At 41.2% G+C, this 21,156-nt stretch carries 19 protein-coding genes; 3 read left to right on the top strand and 16 right to left on the bottom strand.

What is annotated here, in order from left to right:
- Positions 1-55: 55 nt before the first annotated feature.
- Positions 56-2,698, bottom strand: coding sequence for a bifunctional acetate--CoA ligase family protein/GNAT family N-acetyltransferase (locus LG003_RS10375; RefSeq protein ID WP_262980677.1), 2,643 nt, complete (start codon positions 2,696-2,698; stop codon positions 56-58).
- A gap of 320 nt (positions 2,699-3,018) precedes the next feature.
- Here LG003_RS10375 and LG003_RS10370 point away from each other — a divergent pair, with 320 nt between their 5' ends.
- Positions 3,019-4,032, top strand: a complete 1,014-nt coding sequence (locus tag LG003_RS10370; protein ID WP_262980676.1) for a tRNA/rRNA methyltransferase — start codon at positions 3,019-3,021, stop codon at positions 4,030-4,032.
- A gap of 47 nt (positions 4,033-4,079) precedes the next feature.
- Here the strand turns inward: LG003_RS10370 and emrB are convergent, their stop codons facing one another.
- The 13 genes from emrB to nrdH form a co-directional block, all read right to left on the bottom strand.
- Positions 4,080-5,624 carry a multidrug efflux MFS transporter permease subunit EmrB gene (gene emrB, locus LG003_RS10365; protein WP_262980675.1) on the bottom strand — a complete coding sequence of 515 codons (1,545 nt, stop codon included), beginning with the start codon at positions 5,622-5,624 and terminating at the stop codon, positions 4,080-4,082.
- Between the two features lie 14 nt (positions 5,625-5,638).
- On the bottom strand, positions 5,639-6,823 hold the full coding sequence (gene emrA / locus LG003_RS10360; protein ID WP_112878057.1) for a multidrug efflux MFS transporter periplasmic adaptor subunit EmrA: 1,185 nt from the start codon (positions 6,821-6,823) through the stop codon (positions 5,639-5,641).
- Between the two features lie 232 nt (positions 6,824-7,055).
- On the bottom strand, positions 7,056-7,583 hold the full coding sequence (gene mprA / locus LG003_RS10355) for a transcriptional repressor MprA (RefSeq protein WP_112878058.1): 528 nt from the start codon (positions 7,581-7,583) through the stop codon (positions 7,056-7,058).
- 129 nt (positions 7,584-7,712) lie between these two features.
- Positions 7,713-8,051 carry an L-valine transporter subunit YgaH gene (ygaH, locus tag LG003_RS10350; RefSeq protein WP_112878059.1) on the bottom strand — a complete coding sequence of 113 codons (339 nt, stop codon included), beginning with the start codon at positions 8,049-8,051 and terminating at the stop codon, positions 7,713-7,715.
- Positions 8,048-8,806 (bottom strand): AzlC family ABC transporter permease, encoded by a 759-nt coding sequence (locus tag LG003_RS10345; RefSeq protein WP_112878060.1) that lies wholly within the window; start codon positions 8,804-8,806, stop codon positions 8,048-8,050. Before LG003_RS10345 ends, ygaH begins: the two co-directional genes overlap by 4 nt.
- 125 nt (positions 8,807-8,931) lie before the next feature.
- Positions 8,932-10,122 carry an MFS transporter gene (locus LG003_RS10340; RefSeq protein ID WP_262980674.1) on the bottom strand — a complete coding sequence of 397 codons (1,191 nt, stop codon included), beginning with the start codon at positions 10,120-10,122 and terminating at the stop codon, positions 8,932-8,934.
- Positions 10,123-10,500: 378 nt separating this feature from the next.
- Complete coding sequence (proX, locus tag LG003_RS10335) at positions 10,501-11,499, bottom strand: glycine betaine/L-proline ABC transporter substrate-binding protein ProX (RefSeq protein WP_112878062.1); 999 nt, start codon at positions 11,497-11,499, stop codon at positions 10,501-10,503.
- Positions 11,500-11,568: 69 nt separating this feature from the next.
- Positions 11,569-12,654, bottom strand: a complete 1,086-nt coding sequence (proW, locus tag LG003_RS10330) for a glycine betaine/L-proline ABC transporter permease ProW (RefSeq protein WP_112878063.1) — start codon at positions 12,652-12,654, stop codon at positions 11,569-11,571.
- Entirely contained in the window at positions 12,647-13,846 is a 1,200-nt protein-coding gene (gene proV / locus LG003_RS10325) for a glycine betaine/L-proline ABC transporter ATP-binding protein ProV (protein ID WP_262980673.1), read from the bottom strand. The genes proW and proV overlap by 8 nt, the downstream gene beginning before the upstream one ends.
- Positions 13,847-14,439: 593 nt before the next feature.
- Positions 14,440-15,399 (bottom strand): class 1b ribonucleoside-diphosphate reductase subunit beta, encoded by a 960-nt coding sequence (gene nrdF / locus LG003_RS10320; protein WP_112878065.1) that lies wholly within the window; start codon positions 15,397-15,399, stop codon positions 14,440-14,442.
- A gap of 20 nt (positions 15,400-15,419) precedes the next feature.
- Complete coding sequence (gene nrdE, locus LG003_RS10315; RefSeq protein WP_262980672.1) at positions 15,420-17,549, bottom strand: class 1b ribonucleoside-diphosphate reductase subunit alpha; 2,130 nt, start codon at positions 17,547-17,549, stop codon at positions 15,420-15,422.
- Between the two features lie 2 nt (positions 17,550-17,551).
- Positions 17,552-17,968: a class Ib ribonucleoside-diphosphate reductase assembly flavoprotein NrdI gene (nrdI, locus tag LG003_RS10310; RefSeq protein WP_162107608.1), complete on the bottom strand. Its 417-nt coding sequence runs from the start codon at positions 17,966-17,968 to the stop codon at positions 17,552-17,554.
- Between the two features lie 13 nt (positions 17,969-17,981).
- Positions 17,982-18,212 carry a glutaredoxin-like protein NrdH gene (gene nrdH, locus LG003_RS10305; protein WP_262980671.1) on the bottom strand — a complete coding sequence of 77 codons (231 nt, stop codon included), beginning with the start codon at positions 18,210-18,212 and terminating at the stop codon, positions 17,982-17,984.
- 331 nt (positions 18,213-18,543) lie between these two features.
- Between nrdH and LG003_RS10300 the strand changes: the two genes are divergently transcribed.
- A complete protein-coding gene (locus LG003_RS10300; RefSeq protein WP_011145612.1) occupies positions 18,544-19,005 on the top strand; it encodes a methylated-DNA--[protein]-cysteine S-methyltransferase in 462 nt (153 codons plus the stop codon).
- Positions 19,006-19,348: 343 nt separating this feature from the next.
- Entirely contained in the window at positions 19,349-19,558 is a 210-nt protein-coding gene (gene cspE / locus LG003_RS10295) for a transcription antiterminator/RNA stability regulator CspE (RefSeq protein ID WP_146747419.1), read from the top strand.
- A gap of 87 nt (positions 19,559-19,645) precedes the next feature.
- Here the strand turns inward: cspE and crcB are convergent, their stop codons facing one another.
- Together crcB and lipA are read right to left on the bottom strand one after the other, a co-directional pair.
- Positions 19,646-20,020, bottom strand: coding sequence for a fluoride efflux transporter CrcB (crcB, locus tag LG003_RS10290; RefSeq protein WP_262980670.1), 375 nt, complete (start codon positions 20,018-20,020; stop codon positions 19,646-19,648).
- Between the two features lie 161 nt (positions 20,021-20,181).
- The gene (lipA, locus tag LG003_RS10285; RefSeq protein ID WP_011145615.1) at positions 20,182-21,147 is read right to left on the bottom strand and encodes a lipoyl synthase; all 966 of its coding nucleotides are present in this window, start codon (positions 21,145-21,147) and stop codon (positions 20,182-20,184) included.
- Positions 21,148-21,156 lie beyond the last annotated feature (9 nt).

Below are 21,156 nucleotides of genomic sequence, written 5' to 3'. Positions count from 1 at the left end.
TTTAACGATCTAATGCCTAATGATTCAAGTCTGTGCGGTTCATCACGTAGTTGATTCAGAGTTCGAGGGATAAGTTTACAATGCTATCCTCAAATTGAACATCTATGGTAAATCCTAGTTTTTTAGCCAGTTTTATCATAGTACGGTTTTCTGGCATGGTGATGGCGTTGAGGCGGCTTATGCCATGTTCTCGTGTATAGTTAATCAGTTTTGTCATAAGTTGATATCCAAGGGTGATCCCTTTTAAGTCAGAACGCACTAGCACAGCAAATTCTGCTTCGACATTATCAGGGTCAGCTATGGCACGAGTAACCCCGATAATTTCTGGGGTCGTTTTAGGATGTCGTACGGCAACAAATGCCATTTCACGGTCGTAATCAATCTGAGTCATATTTGCCAGATCATCGTGTGTGAATTCGCTGATTTCACTAAAGTAGCGGTAATAGAGATCTTCTTTCGTAACCTGGCCGATAAAATCTTTCAGCAACGGTTCATCTTCTGGCAGAATCGGACGTAGCAGGCATTCTGCGCCCCCTTTGAGTTTTATAGTTTCTTCTAATTCGCTTGGATATGGACGGATAGCTAATCTAGTTCGTGGATCACCGTCTATCGAAGATAATTCCATTGAAACATCTAATAATGTGAATTCATCGCCAGAAGCCAGTAATGGATGAATATCTAGCCGTACAATTTGCGGGCAATCAAGTAACAAATTAGATACCTGAACTAACAGTCGGCTGAGTGCCAGTACGTCTAATGATTGAGGAGCTCCCCTGAGCTTAATTTTTCTACTTTTAATCGCCTGAATAACCAGATATCGCGCTAACGCCATATTAAGAGGTGGCAGCGCAACGGCTGCTTGTGTTTCCTGTGACCACTCAATACCTCCTTCACCTAACATAATCAGTGGGCCAAATACTTCATCTTGTTCGACCGCAATTCGTAGCTCTTGTGCATCAGCACGGTTTGCCATGCTCTGAACTAATAGTCCTTGAATTCTTGCGTGTGGGAAATTCTGATTGACACGTTCGATAATCGCTTGAGCAGAAGCCTTGACCTCATTTGCATTTCGCAAATAGAGCATCACTCCCTGAACTTCTGATTTATGCGGGATATCTGGTGAGCGTAATTTCAACGCAACAGGATAACCGATCTGTTGGGCAATATTGACTGCTTCATCACTGTTGTGAGCAATCCATGTTGGCAATGTATTGAGACCATAAGCCTCCAGAATAGGTTGAACTTCATGAGTATCCAGACGAGAATTTCCCTGTTCCAGAGCCTGTTGTATGCACTGATGGGCACGTGCTGTGTTAGCTGTGATGTTTGTTGGTAGTGCGGGTGTTTCTGTTAATTGTTTCTGATTGCGGCGATATTCAACCATGTGCATGAAAGCAGTAATCGCGCCTTCAGGGGTGCGATAAGTTGGAATACCTGCTTCGTTGAACAGACGGCGGGCTTCTTGTGAAGAATATTCACCGCACCAATTGGTAAAGAGAGTTAGCCATTTTCCCCGTGGGTGTTTACGGATTGTTTCAATGACTTTGGTTGCGGTTTGAATACCGGGAGCAATTGCGCTAGGAGAGTGAATAAGTAACAGAGCATCATGGTCGTGGCTATCTAGTAACGGTTTTAACGCAGCGATATAACGTTCCACCGTGGAGTCATCTTTTAAATCTAGCGGGTTATGTAGGGAGATAGTTTCTGGTAGTTGTGTTTTTAATGCCTTCGTTGTCTCTTCACCTAATATTGCGAGCTTACCGTTACGGCGGAATAACGCATCCAGTGCCATTGCGGCTGGAGCAGCACCATTGCTGACGATAAATAGCCGTTCTCCCCGTAAAGGTGACATATGGCTTAACGTTTCTACAGCAGAAAACATTTCATGTGTATCTTGCACGCGTAATAACCCTGCTCGCTGAATTGCTGCATCATAAGCCGCATCCAGATTTTGTTGTTCACCAAGTAATTTCTGTGCCCGCTTAGTACGGCCGCTTTTAACCACCAAAATAGGTTTATTGCGGGAAGCACTTCTAGATGCTGAAAGAAAGCGACGGGCATCATGAATATGCTCTAGATAGAGCAGGATAGCGCTGGTTTTACTGTCACGAGCCAGAAAATCAAGCAGATGATCAATATCGATATCTACACTGTCACCTAACGCTATAAAGTAGGAAAATCCGACTCCCCGGTGTTTTGCCCAATCAAGAATCGTATTTGAGACTGCCGCCGATTGAGAAATAAAGGCTAATTTCCCTTTGAGTATTGGAACCGGAGAAAAGCTGGCATTCAGCCCTTGCCAGGGGGCTAATACTCCTAAACTGTTTGGCCCAAGTAGTCGGATACTATAGCGCTGGCAGTACTGCTTTAGTTCAGCGAATTGGGACGTTGGTGAAGAAAGGATAATCACCGTTTTGCAACCTAACTGCCCCAGTTGTTCTAAACATTGCAAATTACGGCGGTGATGAGTACAAATAACAGCCAAATCTGGTGTGATCGGTAATTTATCTATTGAAGGGTAAGCTAAAACCCCTTGAACAGAACGGCTATTGGGTGTAATCGGTAGTATTGGTCCAGCAAAGCCTCCTGCAAGCAAGTTACGCATCATAACTGAACCCGCTCGTTCTGGTTTTTCTGAGGCACCAATTACAGCAATGGATTTAGGGCGTAATAAAGCTTCAAGTCCGCGCTGGCTCATCAGGAGGCTCCTTATTTGTGGTTAGTCGATAACTGTAGCGGATTTCGCAAATTGTTGCTGTGATTTACGCTATCGGATGCAGTTGCTGAGAAGCAATTAAATTGCCAGTTTGTTGCAAAATAGTACCAAGCTGTAGTTTGAATATCTTCGGTAGGGGCTGTTTCAATAGGTAGCCTGACTGTACCCTCCATGGCAAGTACAGCATGTCTCGCCGAGAGCAGGAAAATTAAGGGCGCATTTTAATGGATTATAGTTGTCAGAGGTAGCTTAAGATGCGCACATCAGGTAATCTTCGCGCCATAAAGCAGTTGGAGAAACGAATGAACGATTCATACAGTGGTAAAAATGGCAAAGTCAAAGTGATGTATGTCCGCAGTGAGGGCGATAATGACAGCCGCAATAATAAACGTCCATCTGGCAAAGGACGCGATCAAGGTCAGCGTCGTCGGGACAATGAGCGAACATCCCGTTCTCCGCGTGCCAATGAGCGTGAAAGATCGCCTTGGAAAACAGTGTCACGCCCTGAGAGTGATTCTGTAACGTCAGTGCATGGTGGTATCAGTGGGAAAAGCCAGATTGATCCTGAACAGCTCCGTCGTCAGCGAATGGAAGAAACTCGGATTTATGGCGAAAATGCTTGCCAGGCGATGTTTAAAAATCGTTCTGAAGCGATAGTTCGTGCATGGTTCGTTGAGTCAGTGACACCACGTTTCCGTAATGCGCTAAAATGGATGGCTGCTAACCGTAAAGCCTATCATGTTGTGGATGAGGCTGAACTGACAAAAGTGTCAGGTACTGAACATCATGGTGGTGTTTGTTTTCTGATTAAGAAACGCAACGGTTTGGATACAGAGACCTACTTGAAAGATGCTCCAGTAAAAGATTGTGTTTTGGCTCTTGAAGATGTGGGTAATCCTCACAACCTTGGCGCAATTATGCGAAGTTGTGCACATTTCGGTGTACAAGGGGTGATTTTGCAAGATGTGGCCTTGCTGGAGTCGGGTGCGGCTATCCGTACAGCAGAAGGTGGTGCTGAGCATATTAAAGGTATTGATGCTGATAGCTTGAGCACTACACTGAATGACTTTCGTCAAGCGGGTTACACCATTGTAACGACATCCAGCCATAAGGGTAGTACCGATTTAGCGAAAGCTGAATTACCGGAAAAAATGGTTCTGGTACTTGGTCAAGAACGTGATGGTTTGAGTGACAGTGCTTGGAAACATGGTGATATGAGTTTGTTCGTTGGTGGTACGGGTTTGGTTGAAAGTCTGAACGTTTCTGTTGCAACTGGCATTCTGTTAGCTGAATGGTGGCGACAGAATAAAGCTTGATTAGGAAAAGCGGGAGCTGGAGTGCTCCCGGTTTTGCCATTTAAGATTTAGTGGACTCCGCTCATGCCTTCTTTACTTCCTTGGGTAAATGGTGGCCTGGCTAGCCAGACGAGCATAATCAAAATCAGGAATACTCCGGCTGAAAGCCAAAAAATTTCATTCGCTGAGATTATGAGTCCTTGATGGGTAATTTCTTTTGCTAGATAAGCAGAAATTTGCTGGTTATTCATGCCTAATTCCGATAATTGTTGATAGATTCGTTGAGTATCGGGACTATAAGGATTGATATGCTCAGTAAAATGGGAATGATGTATTGACTCGCGTTGGGTCCACATGGTTGTCGTTAGTGATGTGCCTATTGAACCCGCCAGTGTTCGAATAAAATTCGATAAACTGGATGCAGATGCCACTCGCTCTGCTGGCAAGCCGGAAAGGGTAATGGTTGTGAGTGGCATAAAGAAACAGGCAATAGCAAACCCCTGGATAAACTGAGGCCATGCGACTGCGGCAAAATCCATGCCTGGTTCGAATGTATATGCACGCCAGTAATAACAGATGGCATAAACAACAAAACTGAATGTCACTATGTAGCGCATATCTGCTTTATTGCCGAATTTACCAATCAGTGGCGAAATTATTAGTGGCAACAATCCTACCGGTGCTGATGCAAGACCTGACCAGGTTGCTGTATAACCGAACACTTCCTGTAATAACTGAGGTAATAACACAATTGTGCCGAAATAGAGCATATAAGCTAAGCTCAAACAAAAGCAACCAATGGTAAAATTGCGCTCTTTAAACAGTGATAGGTCAATAATTGGGCTATTGTCGGTCAGTTCCCATACCACAAGAAATGCTAATGAGATGATTGCGATAACTGTCAAAACGATAATTTCTGTAGAATTAAACCAGTCCAGCTCTTTCCCCTGATCTAGCATAATTTGTAAACAACCAACGCCGACCACTAACAATATGAGTCCTATTGTGTCGATAGGTTTGATCTCTGTTTGGGTTTCACGCCCTTTCAGCGTTTGCATAGCAATCAGAATAATCGCTATACCAACAGGAACGTTGATAAAGAAAATCCATCCCCAATGGTAGTTATCACTGATGTAGCCACCCAAAATAGGGCCGAAAATTGGCGCGATGATAATCGTGATTGACCATAATGCCAGCGCCATATTTCCTTTCGCTGGTGGATAATTGTTCAGGAGTAGACTTTGTGAAAGGGGAATAAGAGGACCAGCAACTAATCCTTGAATAACCCGGAAGAAGATTAGCATACCAAGACTGTTGGAAATACCGCATAACCAAGAAGCTATGGAAAATAGAGCGGTTGACCAGATGAATAACTTAACTTCGCCGATGCGTTTTGCCAGCCATCCAGTAATCGGGATAGAAATCGCATTGGCAACGCCGAAAGAGGTAATTACCCAGATCCCTTGAGAATTTGATGATCCTAAATTACCTGAAATCGTGGGTATCGCTACGTTAGCAATGGTAGAATCTAACACTTGCATGAACGTTGCCAAGGATAACGCAATGGTCATCCATGCAAGTTTGGCACCTGTAAGCGGCTGTCGTCTCGTCACCTTGGCCTCCGGTATTATTTTCCAGCATTACTATTAGTAATGTCATTAACTATTTTATTGGCAGGGGACATATCTATTGTCAGAGCAGTGGTGTGATAAGCTGATTTAGTGCGTGTTCTATCAGACAGAACGGGTCCATCAGGATTCGTAGTATCTACTCTGACTTTAGTCGAGAGGCCGATGCGTAATGGGTATTTTTCTAGTTGCCCAGGATTAAGCTCAATGCGGACGGGTAAACGTTGTACAACCTTAATCCAATTACCACTGGCGTTCTGAGCGGGTAATAAAGAGAAAGCGCTGCCGGTACCCATATCAAGGCCAGTGACTTTGCCGCTAAATACTCTGTTTCCACCATAGAAATCGCTGGTGATTTCCACGGGTTGACCAATACGCATACCAGAAATTTGTGTCTCCTTGAAGTTGGCTTCAATCCACATATCGTTTGCCGAAATTATCGCCATCAGTGGAGTATTTTTATTGATTTGTGCACCAACTTGTACACTACGGCGTGAGACATAACCATCGATTGGGCTGACTATTTTTGTGCGTTGTAACGCCAGCCAGGCATTACGGACTTCCGTTGCAGCTTGTTCAATGGCAGGTTGCTTCTCTAAAGGTGTATCCAGGACAATTGCTTGATTAGCGTTGTATTGTTCAATTGCAATATCTAGAGCAGCTCGGGCGCTGGCGACAGCTTCCTGTGCATGTTGTAGCTCTTCTTTACCTATGACTTTTTGAGCGCTAAGTATTTCACGACGGCTAAGATCATTTTGAACTTTAGTTAATTCTGATCTGCGTAGAGCGATGTTAGCCTGATATTGTTTGCTGTTAACTATCTGTTGATGAGTCTGGCGAACGCTGTTAGCTAATGTTGTTTTTGCTTTTTCTAATGCTAATTCTGCATCACGGGGATCGAGTTGTACCAATATACTACCGCTTTTCACAAAGTCAGTATTATCAAAGTTAACTGTGATTACAGTGCCAGCAACTTGCGACATGATCTGAACTTGATTACCTGTAACATAGGCGTTATCTGTTTCTTGATGGTGGCGTGAAATGAGAAACCAATAGAAAAAGTAGGCAACACCGAGCAGGGTAAAAATAAGGGTTAGTAACACTAAGGCACGATTGCGTTGCCTTTTTTTGCTACTGGTTGGATCTTGTGCCGCTTGTACTTCTATTGCCTCATCTGCACTCATAGTAAATCCCCATGCTTATTGTTTATCTTCTAGTAATACTATTTTTAGATCACTTTCCAGTAGTGGTATAGCATCACTACTGGAAAGATGAATGACACAGGATCCAATGTTATCGAAGAATAATAGTTAGCTTTTTGCAGAAAATATCATCTTTGGCTAACAGGAAAATTTTTTCGAACAATTGAACCAGGAAAGTATTGTTTGGATAAAAATTGATCGATTAAACAACAAGCTATTTTTTGATACAATCGCCCATTGTATCAAGTCTGACCAGTAATTTTCTCATTAACTTTTCTAACTGTTTTTGTTCCTCCTGGTCAAGGCATGACCAAAGTCTTCTCAAGCACTCATGTTGAGGTGGAAGCAAATTATTTAAAAATTTTGTACCTTGTTCTGTCAGATGAAGATGAAGGCAACGGCGGTCGTTATGACTTTCCTTTCTTTCAATCCACTCCTGCTTTTCTAATTCATCAGCAATACGCGTGGCGTTAGTACGGGAAGAACCTAATGCGGCACTTAATTCTGATGGTTGGATGCTGTGGCTTTCTTTAGTATCAAGGATCATCAGGGCCATGAACAAAGTTTCATTGATACCTTGAGCTTTCAGCATATTGTTACGGTTTTCAAGCAATTTACTTTGGACGTGCATTGATAACCTAGTCAACAGGATCTCTTGATAAGGGATATCTTTATTTAATTTGGCTTGCTGTGCTGCACGAATATTCAGTAATTCTTCGGTAGGCGTAAACGAACTTTCCATTATTTAGATACCTTATTAGTTTCAACTGGTAAGATAACTTTTGTTATCAAACATCCAAATGGTATATTAAAAGATAAATTTAGCAATTGTAGTTATTTGTTATCATCATATTTCTTTTGATATTGATACCTAATTCATAAATATTTTGAATGTTAGTCCAAAAAGTAGCGCACCAAATAGCGTTGCGAGTATAATTTGCTTTGTTTTGTAAAAGACTAAACAGATGGTCAGACAACCTATGAGGGTAGGAAGTAGTTTTTGATTCTCTCTCATCACATCAGGTACACCTGATACGATGAGTAAAGAACAAATGGATGCAATACCAATACTGTCAAGAATAATGCTTGTTTTTCCACCTTTCCTGCCGGCAGATTGGCGTGCTTTCCCAAATCGTAGTGGCAGATAGCGAAATGAGAAGTTAGCTAACCCAACAAATAGTCCAATGAGCAAAATCTTGCTATCAATCATGGTGTTTCCTTTTGTTCAGAAGAGTCATTGCAATTGTTTTGTGGTTGTAACAGTGCCGCGATACAACCACCGACAATACCTGCCAGAATAGCAACTGGAATTGAGAAAAATGTAATTCCTAAAAGTGCTCCGGTTAGTGCGGTTGCAACACAATAACTATTTTGCTTTCGACAAGAAGCAAGAAGAAAACTGAGAAACAGTGCTGGTAACATGAAAATCATGGCAGCTTCTACAGCAGGATAAGATTCCAAATAACCGTTACCAAGAAATGCCCCAGCAGTTGTACCTGCAACCCAAGCCAGCCAGGAACAGAGCGCAATAGCAACCATCCAGTTTTCACTCCAGCTCCGTTGGTTCTTAATGAGTTTTGCAGTAGCGGCGGCAAAAACTTCATCTGTCAGGCCGAAAGCCCAGATAACGGTTTTTTTCTCCGTTAACTTATCTTTGATACGGTGCCTTAAAGATGGACCATAAAGAATATGGCGAACATCCATTGCCATGATTGTTAGAGCAGAAATCCATAGTGATGTGCCTGCACTCAGTAAAGCTGTGATGACGAACTGACTTGCACCGGCGTAGATGATGCATGAAAAGAAAATGGCTTCTATTGGGTTGAAGCCAAGCTTAACGGCATTGAGGCCAAAAGCAAAAGCTACGGGAATGTAGCCGATAACAATGGGTAAACTGTCTATTATTCCTTCAGTAAAAGAAGATTTTTTACTGATTAAGGGCGGTGATGTATCAGAAACAGGCATAAAATCTATCTGGTTATATAAATGTTATGTAACATTAACAAAAGGGAACTAAATAGAAAATATCATCCTTAACAAATGTTTCATAAATGTTTTTATTTTAACGTTCTTTTACCGTGACCTGTTTCTTACAGCGTCTTTGGTTCGTGCTTTTTGCCTAAAAACCACACGATTAGGCTTATTATACAGATAGCCATGCCAGCGGTGGCAACGCCATACCAACCTGAATGTTTGTAAGCATAGCCTGAAACCAGAGAGCCAAGGGCTCCACCAATAAAATAGCTGGTCATATAAGCGGCGGTGAGTCGATTTCTCGCTTCTGGCATGATGCGGTATATCGTACTTTGATTTGTAACGTGAACACCTTGAATCGCAATATCAAGGAGAAAAACACCAATTATAAAGCCAATTAGTGATTCTTTGACTAAGCCGATCGGTATCCATGAAAGAAGTAATAGCACCAGAGAAATGCTGGTGGTCAGAGGACCTTTTCCTTTATCAACGAGTTGCCCGGTTTGGGTTGCCATCAATGCTCCGGCGGCACCGACTAATCCAAATAAGCCGATGACTCCTTCAGAATAGTTAAAAGGAGGTGCTGAGAGCAGGAATGCCATTGATGTCCATAGCAGGCTGAAATTGGCAAATGTTAGCGCACCCAGTATGGCGCGTACTCTTAGAAGCGGGCTTGTAGTGATAAGGTTTACAATAGAGCCAAGTAATTGGAAGTAATTGAGATTGGTTACTTGTTTATAACGGGGCAGGTAGCGCCACAGCGTCAGAGAAAGAATCACCAATAAAACACTGGCAACCCAAAAAACAGTTCTCCAGCCGCCAAGAGTCGCCATTGTTCCTGAGATGGTTCTTGCTAGTAATATTCCAAGCAGTAAACCGCTCATAATCGTACCGACAGCTTTTCCTCGTTGATGGGGAAGAGCAAGTGTTGCGGCCAGTGGGACCAGTATTTGAGCAACCACTGAAAATAAGCCCGTCATTGCCGTTCCCAGTAACATTTGCCAGATGTTCTGTGACATGGCGGTAATCAGTAAGCCAACAGTGGCTAATATTGTCATTGAGACAATTAAACTGCGTCGTTCGAACATATCACCTAGTGGCACAAGGAATATCAAGCCAACGGCATAGCTTAATTGAGCTGTGGTGACAATAAACCCCGCTTCGTTGACGGTCAGATTAAATTGTAACGCAATAGTGTCGAGTAGAGGCTGTGCATAGTAGTTGCTGGCGACAACCAGACCTGTGGCAATTGCTATCAGAGCAATTAAAGCTGGACTTAATGGCGTGTGGGAAATATTTTCTTCCATAAATGTATTTTCTTATAGTTAAACGGCAGGTTAGGAGTGAATGGACAGCTCGTTAAAGGTCTGTAGTCACGAGCTAAACTTTTTGCATTGTAATGAATTTTTATTCAGGTTCAATGGTAAAGCCGCGAGAATGGTAGCTAAAGAAACTCTATTGAGTATTTATTGCGTTAGGTAGTTTTAACCTTGTGATTTAACTATCAAATCGAACTGAGAATGGAAATGTGAAAACGATATTAATCCTTCCTATTTGCCATAATATGGCAAAATTCACTACAAAATTGTTGAAATATAAATTTAATAAGAATTTTGAGTAAGAAAAAAATAGTAGTAAAAAAACAGTGAATTGTCTTATATCAATTCACTGTGATGCTTTAAATATTACTTTTTCCCGGCGGCTTCAACGGCAGTTTTAACCCAACTATCAAACAATTTCTGATGAGCCTTAATCCAACCGTTGGCGTGACGTTCAATATCCGCTTGTGATGCCTCACCATTATGCATCCGCAAGTTTTGGGCATTGATATCTGCAAGAGGCATTTTCATGATAGAAAATAACTTAGCGGCGGTTGGGTTGTCTTCTGCCCATTTTTTATTGGCAGCAATATGCATAATACTTGGTGGGAAACCATAATTAGCGCCATTTGGCAATTTCGTTTCTATTTTCTCATCATTAGGCATAGCGGAGAAAGGAACTTGCAGCCAGACAACATCTTTACCTGGTTTCAGCACGTCACTAACCCAATAAGGTGTCCATGTGTAATATAAGATGGGTTTGCCTTCTTTATAGCGGGTAATAGTATCTGCCATCATGGCCGCATAGTTACCTTGATTATGCTCAACGCTATTGTTTAAACCATAGGCTTTAAGGTGATGATTAATGGCGATTTCACAGCCCCAACCGGGATTACAGCCAGTTAAATCAGCTTTACCGTTATCGTTGGTATCAAATAATTTGGCTATTTTCGGATCTTTTAATTGAGCAATATTCGTGATGTTGTATTTTTCCGCTGTTTTTTTATCGATCAAGTAGCCTTGTGCTGCATTTTCTACGTAGTTACCAACACGGTAAAATTTGGCATTCCCACCTGCTGCCTGATATTGGGTGTTGTGCAGTGGTTCCCAACTTACGGCCATAAAGGTTGCGTCACCAGAAGCAATAGAGGAATAGGCGACGTTGTAGTCCACTTCTTTGATGGGTTTGATATCATAACCAAGTTTTTCCAATGCTTTACTGACGATCAACGTCTGGAATGTTTCTTCGCTAAGGGTGCTTTGTATGGGTTGTACACTGATACCTTTACCCGGTAATTCGACAGCGAATAATTGAGAACTTATCAGTGATGATAGGGATATAGCCCAGATAACTATTTTGCGCATGGTTTTTCCTCCTGTTGCAGTCATCATGTGTTTATCAAACAATTGTGGTTTGATAGGTGTTTTGGAAGGTTATGCTTTTTGGCTAAATAAACGGGTAATTAATCCAATTGGGCCAGTGGCATACCAGCGATTTACGCCTTTAGCCCGGTTGCTGCAACCAAGAGACTGTGTTAGGCGGTCAAGGAGAATCGCAAGAATAACAATCCCGACCCCACCTACTGTAGCAAGCCCCATATCGAGACGCCCAATACCTCGCAAAACCATTTGGCCTAAACCACCAACGGCAATCATTGATGCAATAACGACCATTGATAGGGCTAGCATCAGGGTTTGGTTGACACCGGCCATAATGGTTGGCATAGCCAGTGGTAATTGAACTTTAAACAGCATCTGACGAGGGCTGGCGCCGAAAGATTCGGCTGCTTCTATCAGATCTGCTGGAACCTGTTTGATGCCTAAAATTGTCAGACGGACAATTGGGGGTAGAGCAAAGATAATGGTGACGATAACTCCAGGCACGTTACCGATGCCAAACAGCATGACAATCGGAACCAGATAGACGAATGCTGGTGTGGTTTGCATAGCATCAAGCAGAGGTTGGATAATTTTCGCGGCTCTCTTGCTGTGTGCCAGCCATATACCGAGTGGTAAACCAACGATAATGCAGAACAATAGCGATGTCAGAGCCAGTGATAGAGTGACCATCGATTCCGGCCATGCACCAATTGCACCAATAATTACCAGAGAAATTAGAGCAGTAATACCCATACCAATGCCTGATAACTGCCAGGCAATCAGGGCAAAAAATAGGATGGCAATGGGCGCAGGTATTGAAGTCAGACATTGTTCAAAGCCACTGAGAACAAAATCAATGGGGACGCGTATTCCCTGAAATGCGGGACGAAAATTTAGCACAATCCAATCAATAGCATGGGTTACCCATGAGTCTAAGGGGATAAGTGGGTGCTGGAATGGGTCCATGATATTGAAATGTTCAGGCTGTACCGTAATTTCGGGTGCATCCAGCCAGTCAGAACCTGTTGAATTGTCAGCACTGGTTTCGTTGCTCCAGGGATCTGTATTGTCAGCAGGGCTGGGGGAGGTATCCTCAGAATTCTGTACAGGCTGAGTTTGATGTTCGTTTTGATTACTCATTTGGTGTCTCCTTATCTAATGCCTGCAATAGCATCCCTTTGGAAATAACGCCGATATATTTGTCATTATTTCCAACAACCGGAACTGCACAAGGTGATTGTGCTACAACAGCAATCAGCTCATTGAGGGGCATATCTGCGGCAACGGAGGTTGGTTCCGCCAATATGGCGTGTTCGATAGGTTTTTTTTCCCGTAATGCTTTTTCCAATGAATTTACGGAAACGATACCGGCGAATTTTTGTCCACGTTCGATCAGGTAACCATAGTTTCTGTTTTCGTCATCGAGGACTTTCAATGCAGAAAGAGGACCAAAACCGGGTGCAATATGAAGCAGAGAGTCAGGACGGCGACGGGCAATGTCTTTAGCACTGAATACATGGCTGATATCTACGCCACGAAAGAAAGTTTTCACATAGTTATTCGCTGGATTATTCAAGATTTCATCAGGTGTCCCGACCTGCACAACAACACCGTCTTGCATAATGGCAATCCGGTCTCCGATACGCATTGCCTCATCCAAATCATGAGAGATAAAGACGATAGTCCGTGGCTGATTGCCTTGCAGGCTTAACAGTTCATCTTGCATTTCTGTACGAATTAATGGATCAAGGGCAGAAAATGCTTCGTCCATTAGCAAAATATCTGGGTTATTAGCTAATGCTCTGGCAAGCCCTACACGCTGACGCATCCCGCCTGAGAGTTCATCTGGATAAGATTGTGCATAGTTTTCCAGGTTTACCTGTTTTAGTGCATCCAACGCTTTTTTATTGCGTTCTTGTTTGGTGATTCCAGCAAGTTCCATACCAAAGGCGCTGTTTTCCAGTACGTTTAAATGCGGCATCAGTGCAAATGATTGGAAAACCATACTGATTTTGTTACGGCGAATTTCTCTTAACGCTGTTGTTGAAATCTCAGAAATATCTTCACCATCAATTAAAACCTGGCCGCGAGTCGGTTTTATCAGACGATTGAGAAGGCGTACCATTGTGGATTTGCCGGAGCCAGATAATCCCATGATGACAAATACTTCGCCTTCTTCAATAGTCAGATTGACATTTTGTATACCAACAGTCATACCTGTCTTTTCAAATATCTGATCTTTGCTCAAACCTGAATTCAGTAATTTGAAAGCATATTCTGAATGATCGCCAAATATCTTATAGAGGTTTTTAACTTCAAGTTTAATTGCCATGAAATAGTTACTTTCCTTTCAATGGTTATTTAATGGTGTTAAGCATCACTCATCTCTGCATGATTCTTTGAATATATATACCCTAACATACTGAGAGAGCCTGACAACCCTATGTTAATGATAATTAATGTAAAAATAGTGATATTGAATGACTTAAATTAGATATATTTGTAGTTATTTCATTGTTATTAGCAGTTAATTTTGCTAAATTCATGCTGTTATTAAAAGGATGAATCATATTTATGTTGCTGTTATTAATGTATTTTTTTATTTAATCATCAAATAAATTATTCACCATGTTGTAAATAGAATCGGTTATTAGTTTATAATGTTGATTATATCTTATTGGAATGAAATTTTATTTACAATTAATTAGCTATATTAATGTTTTTTGCCGTTTAGCATGAGATGAACGGCTGTTTATGGCAAAAAATATCCATAGAAATGGCAATAGTCATGAAAAAACGCCATAAAAATATAAGGATTTTATGGCATTTTATCGTTAGAAAAACAGGATTAATAATATTGGTTTTTAAAATATTAGAGTATTATGGTTATTTTGAAGTATTCTATATAAAATAAAATCATTCTCTTTAGAAATTCCAATCCTCATCCTCAGTATTCACTGCTTTACCGATAACATATGATGAACCTGAACCAGAAAAGAAATCATGGTTTTCATTGGCATTCGGTGATAATGCAGAGAGGATTGTAGGGCTGACATTTGTCATTTCTGGCGGAAATAAGGTTTCATAGCCAAGATTCATTAATGCTTTATTGGCATTATAATGCAAGAATTTTTTAACATCTTCACTCCAGCCAACAATATCATAAAGTTCTTCTGTATATTTGATTTCATTTTCGTATAATTCTAATAATAATGAAAAAGTGAATTCTTTAATCTCTTTTTGCTCTAATGTTGAATATTTTTTTAATGATTGTTGAAATTTATATCCAATATAATAACCGTGAATGGCTTCATCTCGGATAATAAGTCGGATTAAATCGGCTGTATTTGTTAATATTCCTCGACTTGACCAATACATAGGTAAATAGAAACCTGAATAGAATAAAAATGATTCTAGAAAAACACTGGCGATTTTTTTCTTTAATGGATGATGATAACTATAATAATTTAGTATAATTTTGGCTTTATTCTGTAATGAAAAATTCTTTTCACTCCAGCGATAGGCATCATCCACATCAGTTGTTAGGCATAATGTTGAAAAAATGGAGCTATAAGAACGTGCATGAACAGCTTCCATGAAACTAATGTTGGACATAACTGCTTCTTCGTGGGGTGTCAGGGCATCTTCCATTAACGCTGGAGCACCAACAGTGTTCTGAATTGTGTCCAGTAGTGTCAGCCCGGTGAATACCCGGATAGTCAGCTTTTTTTCTTCTGTCGTCAGTGTATTCCATGAAGGAATATCATTGGATAATGGGATTTTTTCCGGTAACCAAAAATTAGTTGTCAGTCGGTTCCAAACTTCTAGATCTTTGTCATCTTCAATTCGATTCCAGTTAATTGCGCGTATAGGATTACTGATCATAATACATTTCCAGAATTATTTTATAGTGAGCATGAAACACAATCTTGTACTTCCGTACCTTCCAGAGCAGTTTGTTTCAGACGGATGTAATAAAGTGTTTTAATTCCTTTACGCCAGGCATAAATTTGGGCTTTGTTAATATCACGGGTAGAGGCATCGTCTTTGAAGAAAAGTGTCATGGATAATCCTTGGTCGACGTGTTGAGTGGCTGTAGCATAAGTATCAATAATCTTTTCCGGTCCTATTTCGTAAGCATCTTGGTAATATTCAAGATTATTATTCGTCATAAATGGCGCTGGATAATATACCCGTCCTGTTTTGCCATCTTTACGGATCTCAATACGGGATACAATCGGGTGAATGCTTGAGGTTGAATTGTTGATATATGAAATAGAACCTGTAGGAGCAATAGCTTGGAGATTTTGATTGTAAATACCATGAGTCATAATTGAGGCTTTTAATTCAAGCCAGTCTTGTTGATTAGGAATGGTTATTCCTGCTTGTTCAAACAATTGAGAGACCTTTTTTGTCTGAGGTTGCCATGCTCTTTCTGTATATTTATTGAAAAATTCACCACTGGCATAACGAGAATCTTTAAAGCCTTTAAAGTAGCTATTGCGTTCAATGGCGATCTGATTGGAAGTACGCAGAGCGTGATAAGTGACGATATAGAAATAGATATTGGTGAAATCTATTCCCTCTTCAGAACCATAATGAATTTTTTCTCTTGCCAGATAGCCGTGAAGATTCATTTGCCCCAAACCAATGGCATGGGAATCCTGATTTCCTTTTTCGATAGAAGGAACTGAACGGATATGGCTCATATCTGATACCGCGGTTAAAGCACGGATAGCTGTTTCAATAGAGAGGGTAAAATCAGGTGAATCCATTGTATGAGCAATATTCATTGATCCCAGATTACAACTAATATCTTTCCCAATATGGTGGTAACTTAAATCCTCTTCATATTCGCTGGCACTGTTAACCTGTAAAATTTCGGAACATAAATTACTCATATTAATCCGACCTTTAATCGGATTAGCATTATTCACCGTGTCTTCATACATAATATAGGGATAACCAGATTCGAATTGAAGCTCAGCTAACGTCATGAAAAATTCACGAGCATTGATTTTTGATTTCTGAATTTGTTGGTTATTTACCATTTCAGTATATTTTTCTGTCATGCTAATTTCGGACATTGGCACACCATAAATCCGCTGAATATCATAAGGGGAGAATAGATACATATCTTCATTATGTTTAGCCAGCTTAAAAGTGATATCAGGAATAACGACGCCAATAGAGAGTGTTTTTATACGGATTTTTTCGTCGGTATTTTCCCGTTTTGTATCCAGAAAACGAAGAATATCGGGATGATGAGCATGGAGATAAACGGCCCCTGCACCTTGGCGTGCACCGAGTTGATTGGCGTATGAAAACGCATCTTCCAGCATTTTCATCACTGGGATAACACCTGATGATTGATTTTGAATCATTTTTATCGGTGCACCTGTTTCCCGTAGATTACTGAGTAAGAATGCGACCCCTCCGCCACGTTTTGAAAGCTGTAAGGCTGAATTAACTGAACGTCCGATGGATTCCATATTATCTTCAATGCGTAGCAGGAAACAGGAAACCAATTCTCCTCGCTGTTTCTTACCGCAATTAAGAAAAGTTGGCGTTGCTGGTTGAAAACGGCCACTGATCATCTCATCCACTAGACGACAAGCCAGCACTTGATCGCCTTGGGCTAGGGTCAGTGCTACCATGCATATCCGATCTTCATAGCGTTCTAGATAACGTTTATTATCGAAGGTTTTCAGAGTATAACTGGTGTAATATTTGAATGCGCCCAGAAAGGTTTGAAAGCGGAATTTTTTGCTATAGGCTTGCTGAAAGAGCTTTTTAATAAAAGTAAAATCGTATTGCTCCAGCACGTTTGTTTCGTAATATCCCTCTTGTTGGAGGAAATCCAGTTTCTCTTTTAGGCTATGGAAAAATAGTATGTTTGGATTTACATGCTGGCGAAAATAATAATGAATAGCCAGTTTGTCTTTGTCAAATTGAATCTTTTCTTCACTATCGTATAGATTGAGCAAGGCATTTAAAGCATGATAATCCTGTTGTGCATTAATTTGAAAAGTCATAATTACATATTCTCTAATGAATCATGTTGCCAGAACCTTTGAATACCTTGGCGTACTCGTTGTACATCTTCTTCAGTACCCAACAGTTCAAAACGGTATAGGAGGGGTATCCGGCATTTCTCTGAAATTATCCGCCCAGCGATGCCGTAAGCTTCGCCAAAGTTGGTATTCCCGGCCGCGATGACTCCCCGGATGAATGCCCGGTTTTCGGCGATATTGAGAAATCGGATCACTTGTGGTGGAACAGCACCTTTAGTACTGCCACCACCGTAACTGGGGGTCAGTAAAATGTAAGGAGAAGTTACGTTTAATGGGCTGTCTGATTGATTTATTGGAATACGAAAGGCTGGTATTTCCAGTTTCTGAACAAATCTATGGCTATTACTGGATGAACTGGAGAAATAGATCAGCGGATTTATATTCATAATAAACCTATAAATTCTCGGTTAATGCGTTGATTTTATCTGGACGAAATCCTGACCAATGCTGTGTACCTGCTACAACCACAGGAATTTGCTGGTAGCCCATAGCACGGATAGTCGCTAAAGCCTGCGGGTTTTCGGTTAAATAGACAATCTGATAAGGAATATTTCTTCGGCTTAGCGCCTGATAGGTTGCGCTGCATTGTACACAGTCCGGTTTGCTATAAATGGTAATGCTCATTAACGACTCCTTTGTCAGTTTGTGGGCATGTAATGGCAAAATTTGGTTCATGAGTAATAATTTACCTAAAGGCCAGAACTTGAATCATACTATATATAGTGAAATTTTATTTCAACCACACCATATATAGTGTTAATTTTACATCGAGTAACTATCATTAAAATTACGATGTGGGTTATTCTCTGTTTGTTGGCAGGCTTTTCGCCTTCAGACAAGTTTAAGTTTTCTAGTCGGTGGTAAGGGAGCAACTGAATTCATCATTGCAATTTGTCGAAAAGACGATTTACTCTAATCTCTATAATGATTGATATTTTTTTCAATGGAGGTGGTTATGTATCATCACTATTTTGATACACCCAAAGGATTTCCTAAACCGTATATTCATATCACTGCGGATGATAAGGGAGTGACCAGTCTATATTTTGTTGATGAAAAAACAGCGCCTGAAGTGAAAAATGATATTACTAAGCAGTGCGTGAAAGAGTTACGGGGATATTTTGCGGGTAAGCGAACTGAGTTTTCCGTTCCACTCAACCCGGCAGGAACTGAATTCCAGCAGCGTGTATGGTTACAGTTATGTAAGATCCCGTTTGGAGAAGTGTGGAGTTATAAGCAACTTTCATTAGCATTAGGTTCAGTTAATTATTGTCGTGCGGTAGGAATGGCTAATTCTCGTAATCCGATCTCATTAATTGTGCCTTGTCATCGTGTTATTGGACATGATGGTAAATTGGTGGGATATACCGGTGGCCTGAATATTAAAAGCTGGCTATTAGAACATGAAAAAACCTAGTCATTTGTTTATTAGATAACTTGTGTGATAAAAGACCAGGGAGGATTATAGATATTTATATACCCGTCATCTTTCAAGTTGCCTCTTTGTTGGCTGCACTCACTCACCCCGGTCACATAGTTATCTATGCTTCCGGGGATTCGCTCCCTTGCCGCCGCGATGCATCTTGAAATCCATAGGGTATATATGTGTATTATTTAGTAGTAAAACTAAATAAAGATAAGATCTATCGTATTTTATTATGCTTTTCGTGATCTTGGTTGTAGACAGTGAGCCAACTTATTTGTTGTACTGTATGCGACGCAGATTTTGTGTCTTAATTTTCACGTTAAAGGTAAGTTTGATGTCAAAAATTAAAGGTAACGTTAAGTGGTTTAATGAATCTAAAGGATTCGGGTTTATCACTCCAGAAGATGGTAGTAAAGACGTATTCGTGCATTTCTCTGCTATTCAGAGTAACGGATTTAAAACTTTGGCAGAAGGTCAAAAAGTAGAGTTTGAAATCACTGACGGCGCTAAAGGTCCATCTGCTGCAAACGTTGTCGCTATCTGATTTTAACTCCATATTTCGAAAACCCGTTATTACAACGGGTTTTTTTTGGCTTGTATGAGGCCTGTATGATATGTAGGTAATTTTAATTTAAAGTTCATGCATCAATACGAAAGCTAATATGGTCATCAGTAATGATCCAAAAAGATTAAGCAAAACTGTTCCCAGTGCCCATCCTAGTTTCCCGTCCAGTAACAAATAAGCAACTTCAACAGAGAATGTAGAAAAGGTTGTTAAACCTCCGCAAAAACCGGTGGTCAACATCAATTTCCAAGCCGGATCAAGATGTGTAGATTTATTAAAATAGGCTAACCCTAGTCCGATAATTAATGCACCAATACAGTTAACGGTAAGGGTGCCAATCGCGATATTAGAAGAAATATTATTAAGACGGAGGCTGATAAACCAACGTAATACGCTGCCTAAGCCACCTCCGATAAATACAGCCAGAATAATATTAGTCATAATAACTGCCTATCCAATAGGGCTATTTTATTTGCCATTTTGAACCTGGGCAGTGCTCAAAATCCTCACGTACTACGTGTACGCTCCGGTTTTTCCGCGCTGTCCGTGTTCAAACGGCCTGCAACAATTACGCCTATTTGGATAGGCACTAAGATACTGGGTTATTTGACCTCTTCACCTTTGGCTTGTAAGTCAGCATGATAAGAAGAACGGACAAATGGACCACAGGCGGCATGGGTGAACCCCATAGCTAACGCTTCTTCTTTCATTTCATCAAATTCCTGTGGGCTGACGTAGCGCTGTACCGGTAAATGATGACGACTAGGTTGTAGATATTGTCCCAGAGTCAGCATAGTCACACCGTGGCGGCGCAGATCACGCATAACATCAAGAATTTCTTCGTTGGTTTCACCAAGACCGACCATCAGACCCGATTTGGTTGGAATATCAGGATGGGCTTCTTTGAACTTTTCAAGTAATTTTAATGACCACTCATAGTTTGCACCAGGGCGCACCTGACGGTAAACCCGGGGTACGTTTTCCAGATTATGGTTAAAGACATCGGGCGGTGTCGCTGTCAGTATTTCAAGTGCACGATCCATACGTCCACGGAAGTCAGGAACTAAGGTTTCAATCTTAATGGATGGATTTTTTTCACGAATAGCAGAGATGCAGTCAGCAAAGTGCTGAGCACCACCGTCACGTAGATCATCACGGTCAACGGAGGTGATGACAACGTAGCGCAGTGCCATGTCTTTAATGGTTTGTGCCAGTTTTACGGGTTCATTGGTGTCAGGTGCCATTGGGCGGCCGTGCGCAACATCACAGAAAGGGCAACGGCGGGTGCAAATTGCGCCAAGGATCATAAAGGTTGCTGTACCGTGATTGAAGCATTCTGCCAGGTTAGGGCAAGACGCTTCTTCACAAACGGAATGCAGACCATTTTTGCGCATGGCAGATTTGATGCCCTGAATGCGGCTGGAATCCGCAGGAAGTTTGATTTTCATCCACTCAGGTTTACGCAAGATTTCTGTACGTTCGGTCATCACTGTTTTGACAGGGATCAGCGCCATTTTGTCTGCGTCGCGGTACTTAACTCCGCGTTCCATCTGAATTGGTTTACTCATAATCGTGCT

This window comes from Photorhabdus kleinii (assembly GCF_025384885.1).
In the GTDB taxonomy this organism is placed as follows: Bacteria; Pseudomonadota; Gammaproteobacteria; order Enterobacterales; family Enterobacteriaceae; genus Photorhabdus; species Photorhabdus kayaii.
Note: the sequence above shows the minus strand (reverse complement) of the source record. Positions and strands in the feature narration are given on the sequence as shown.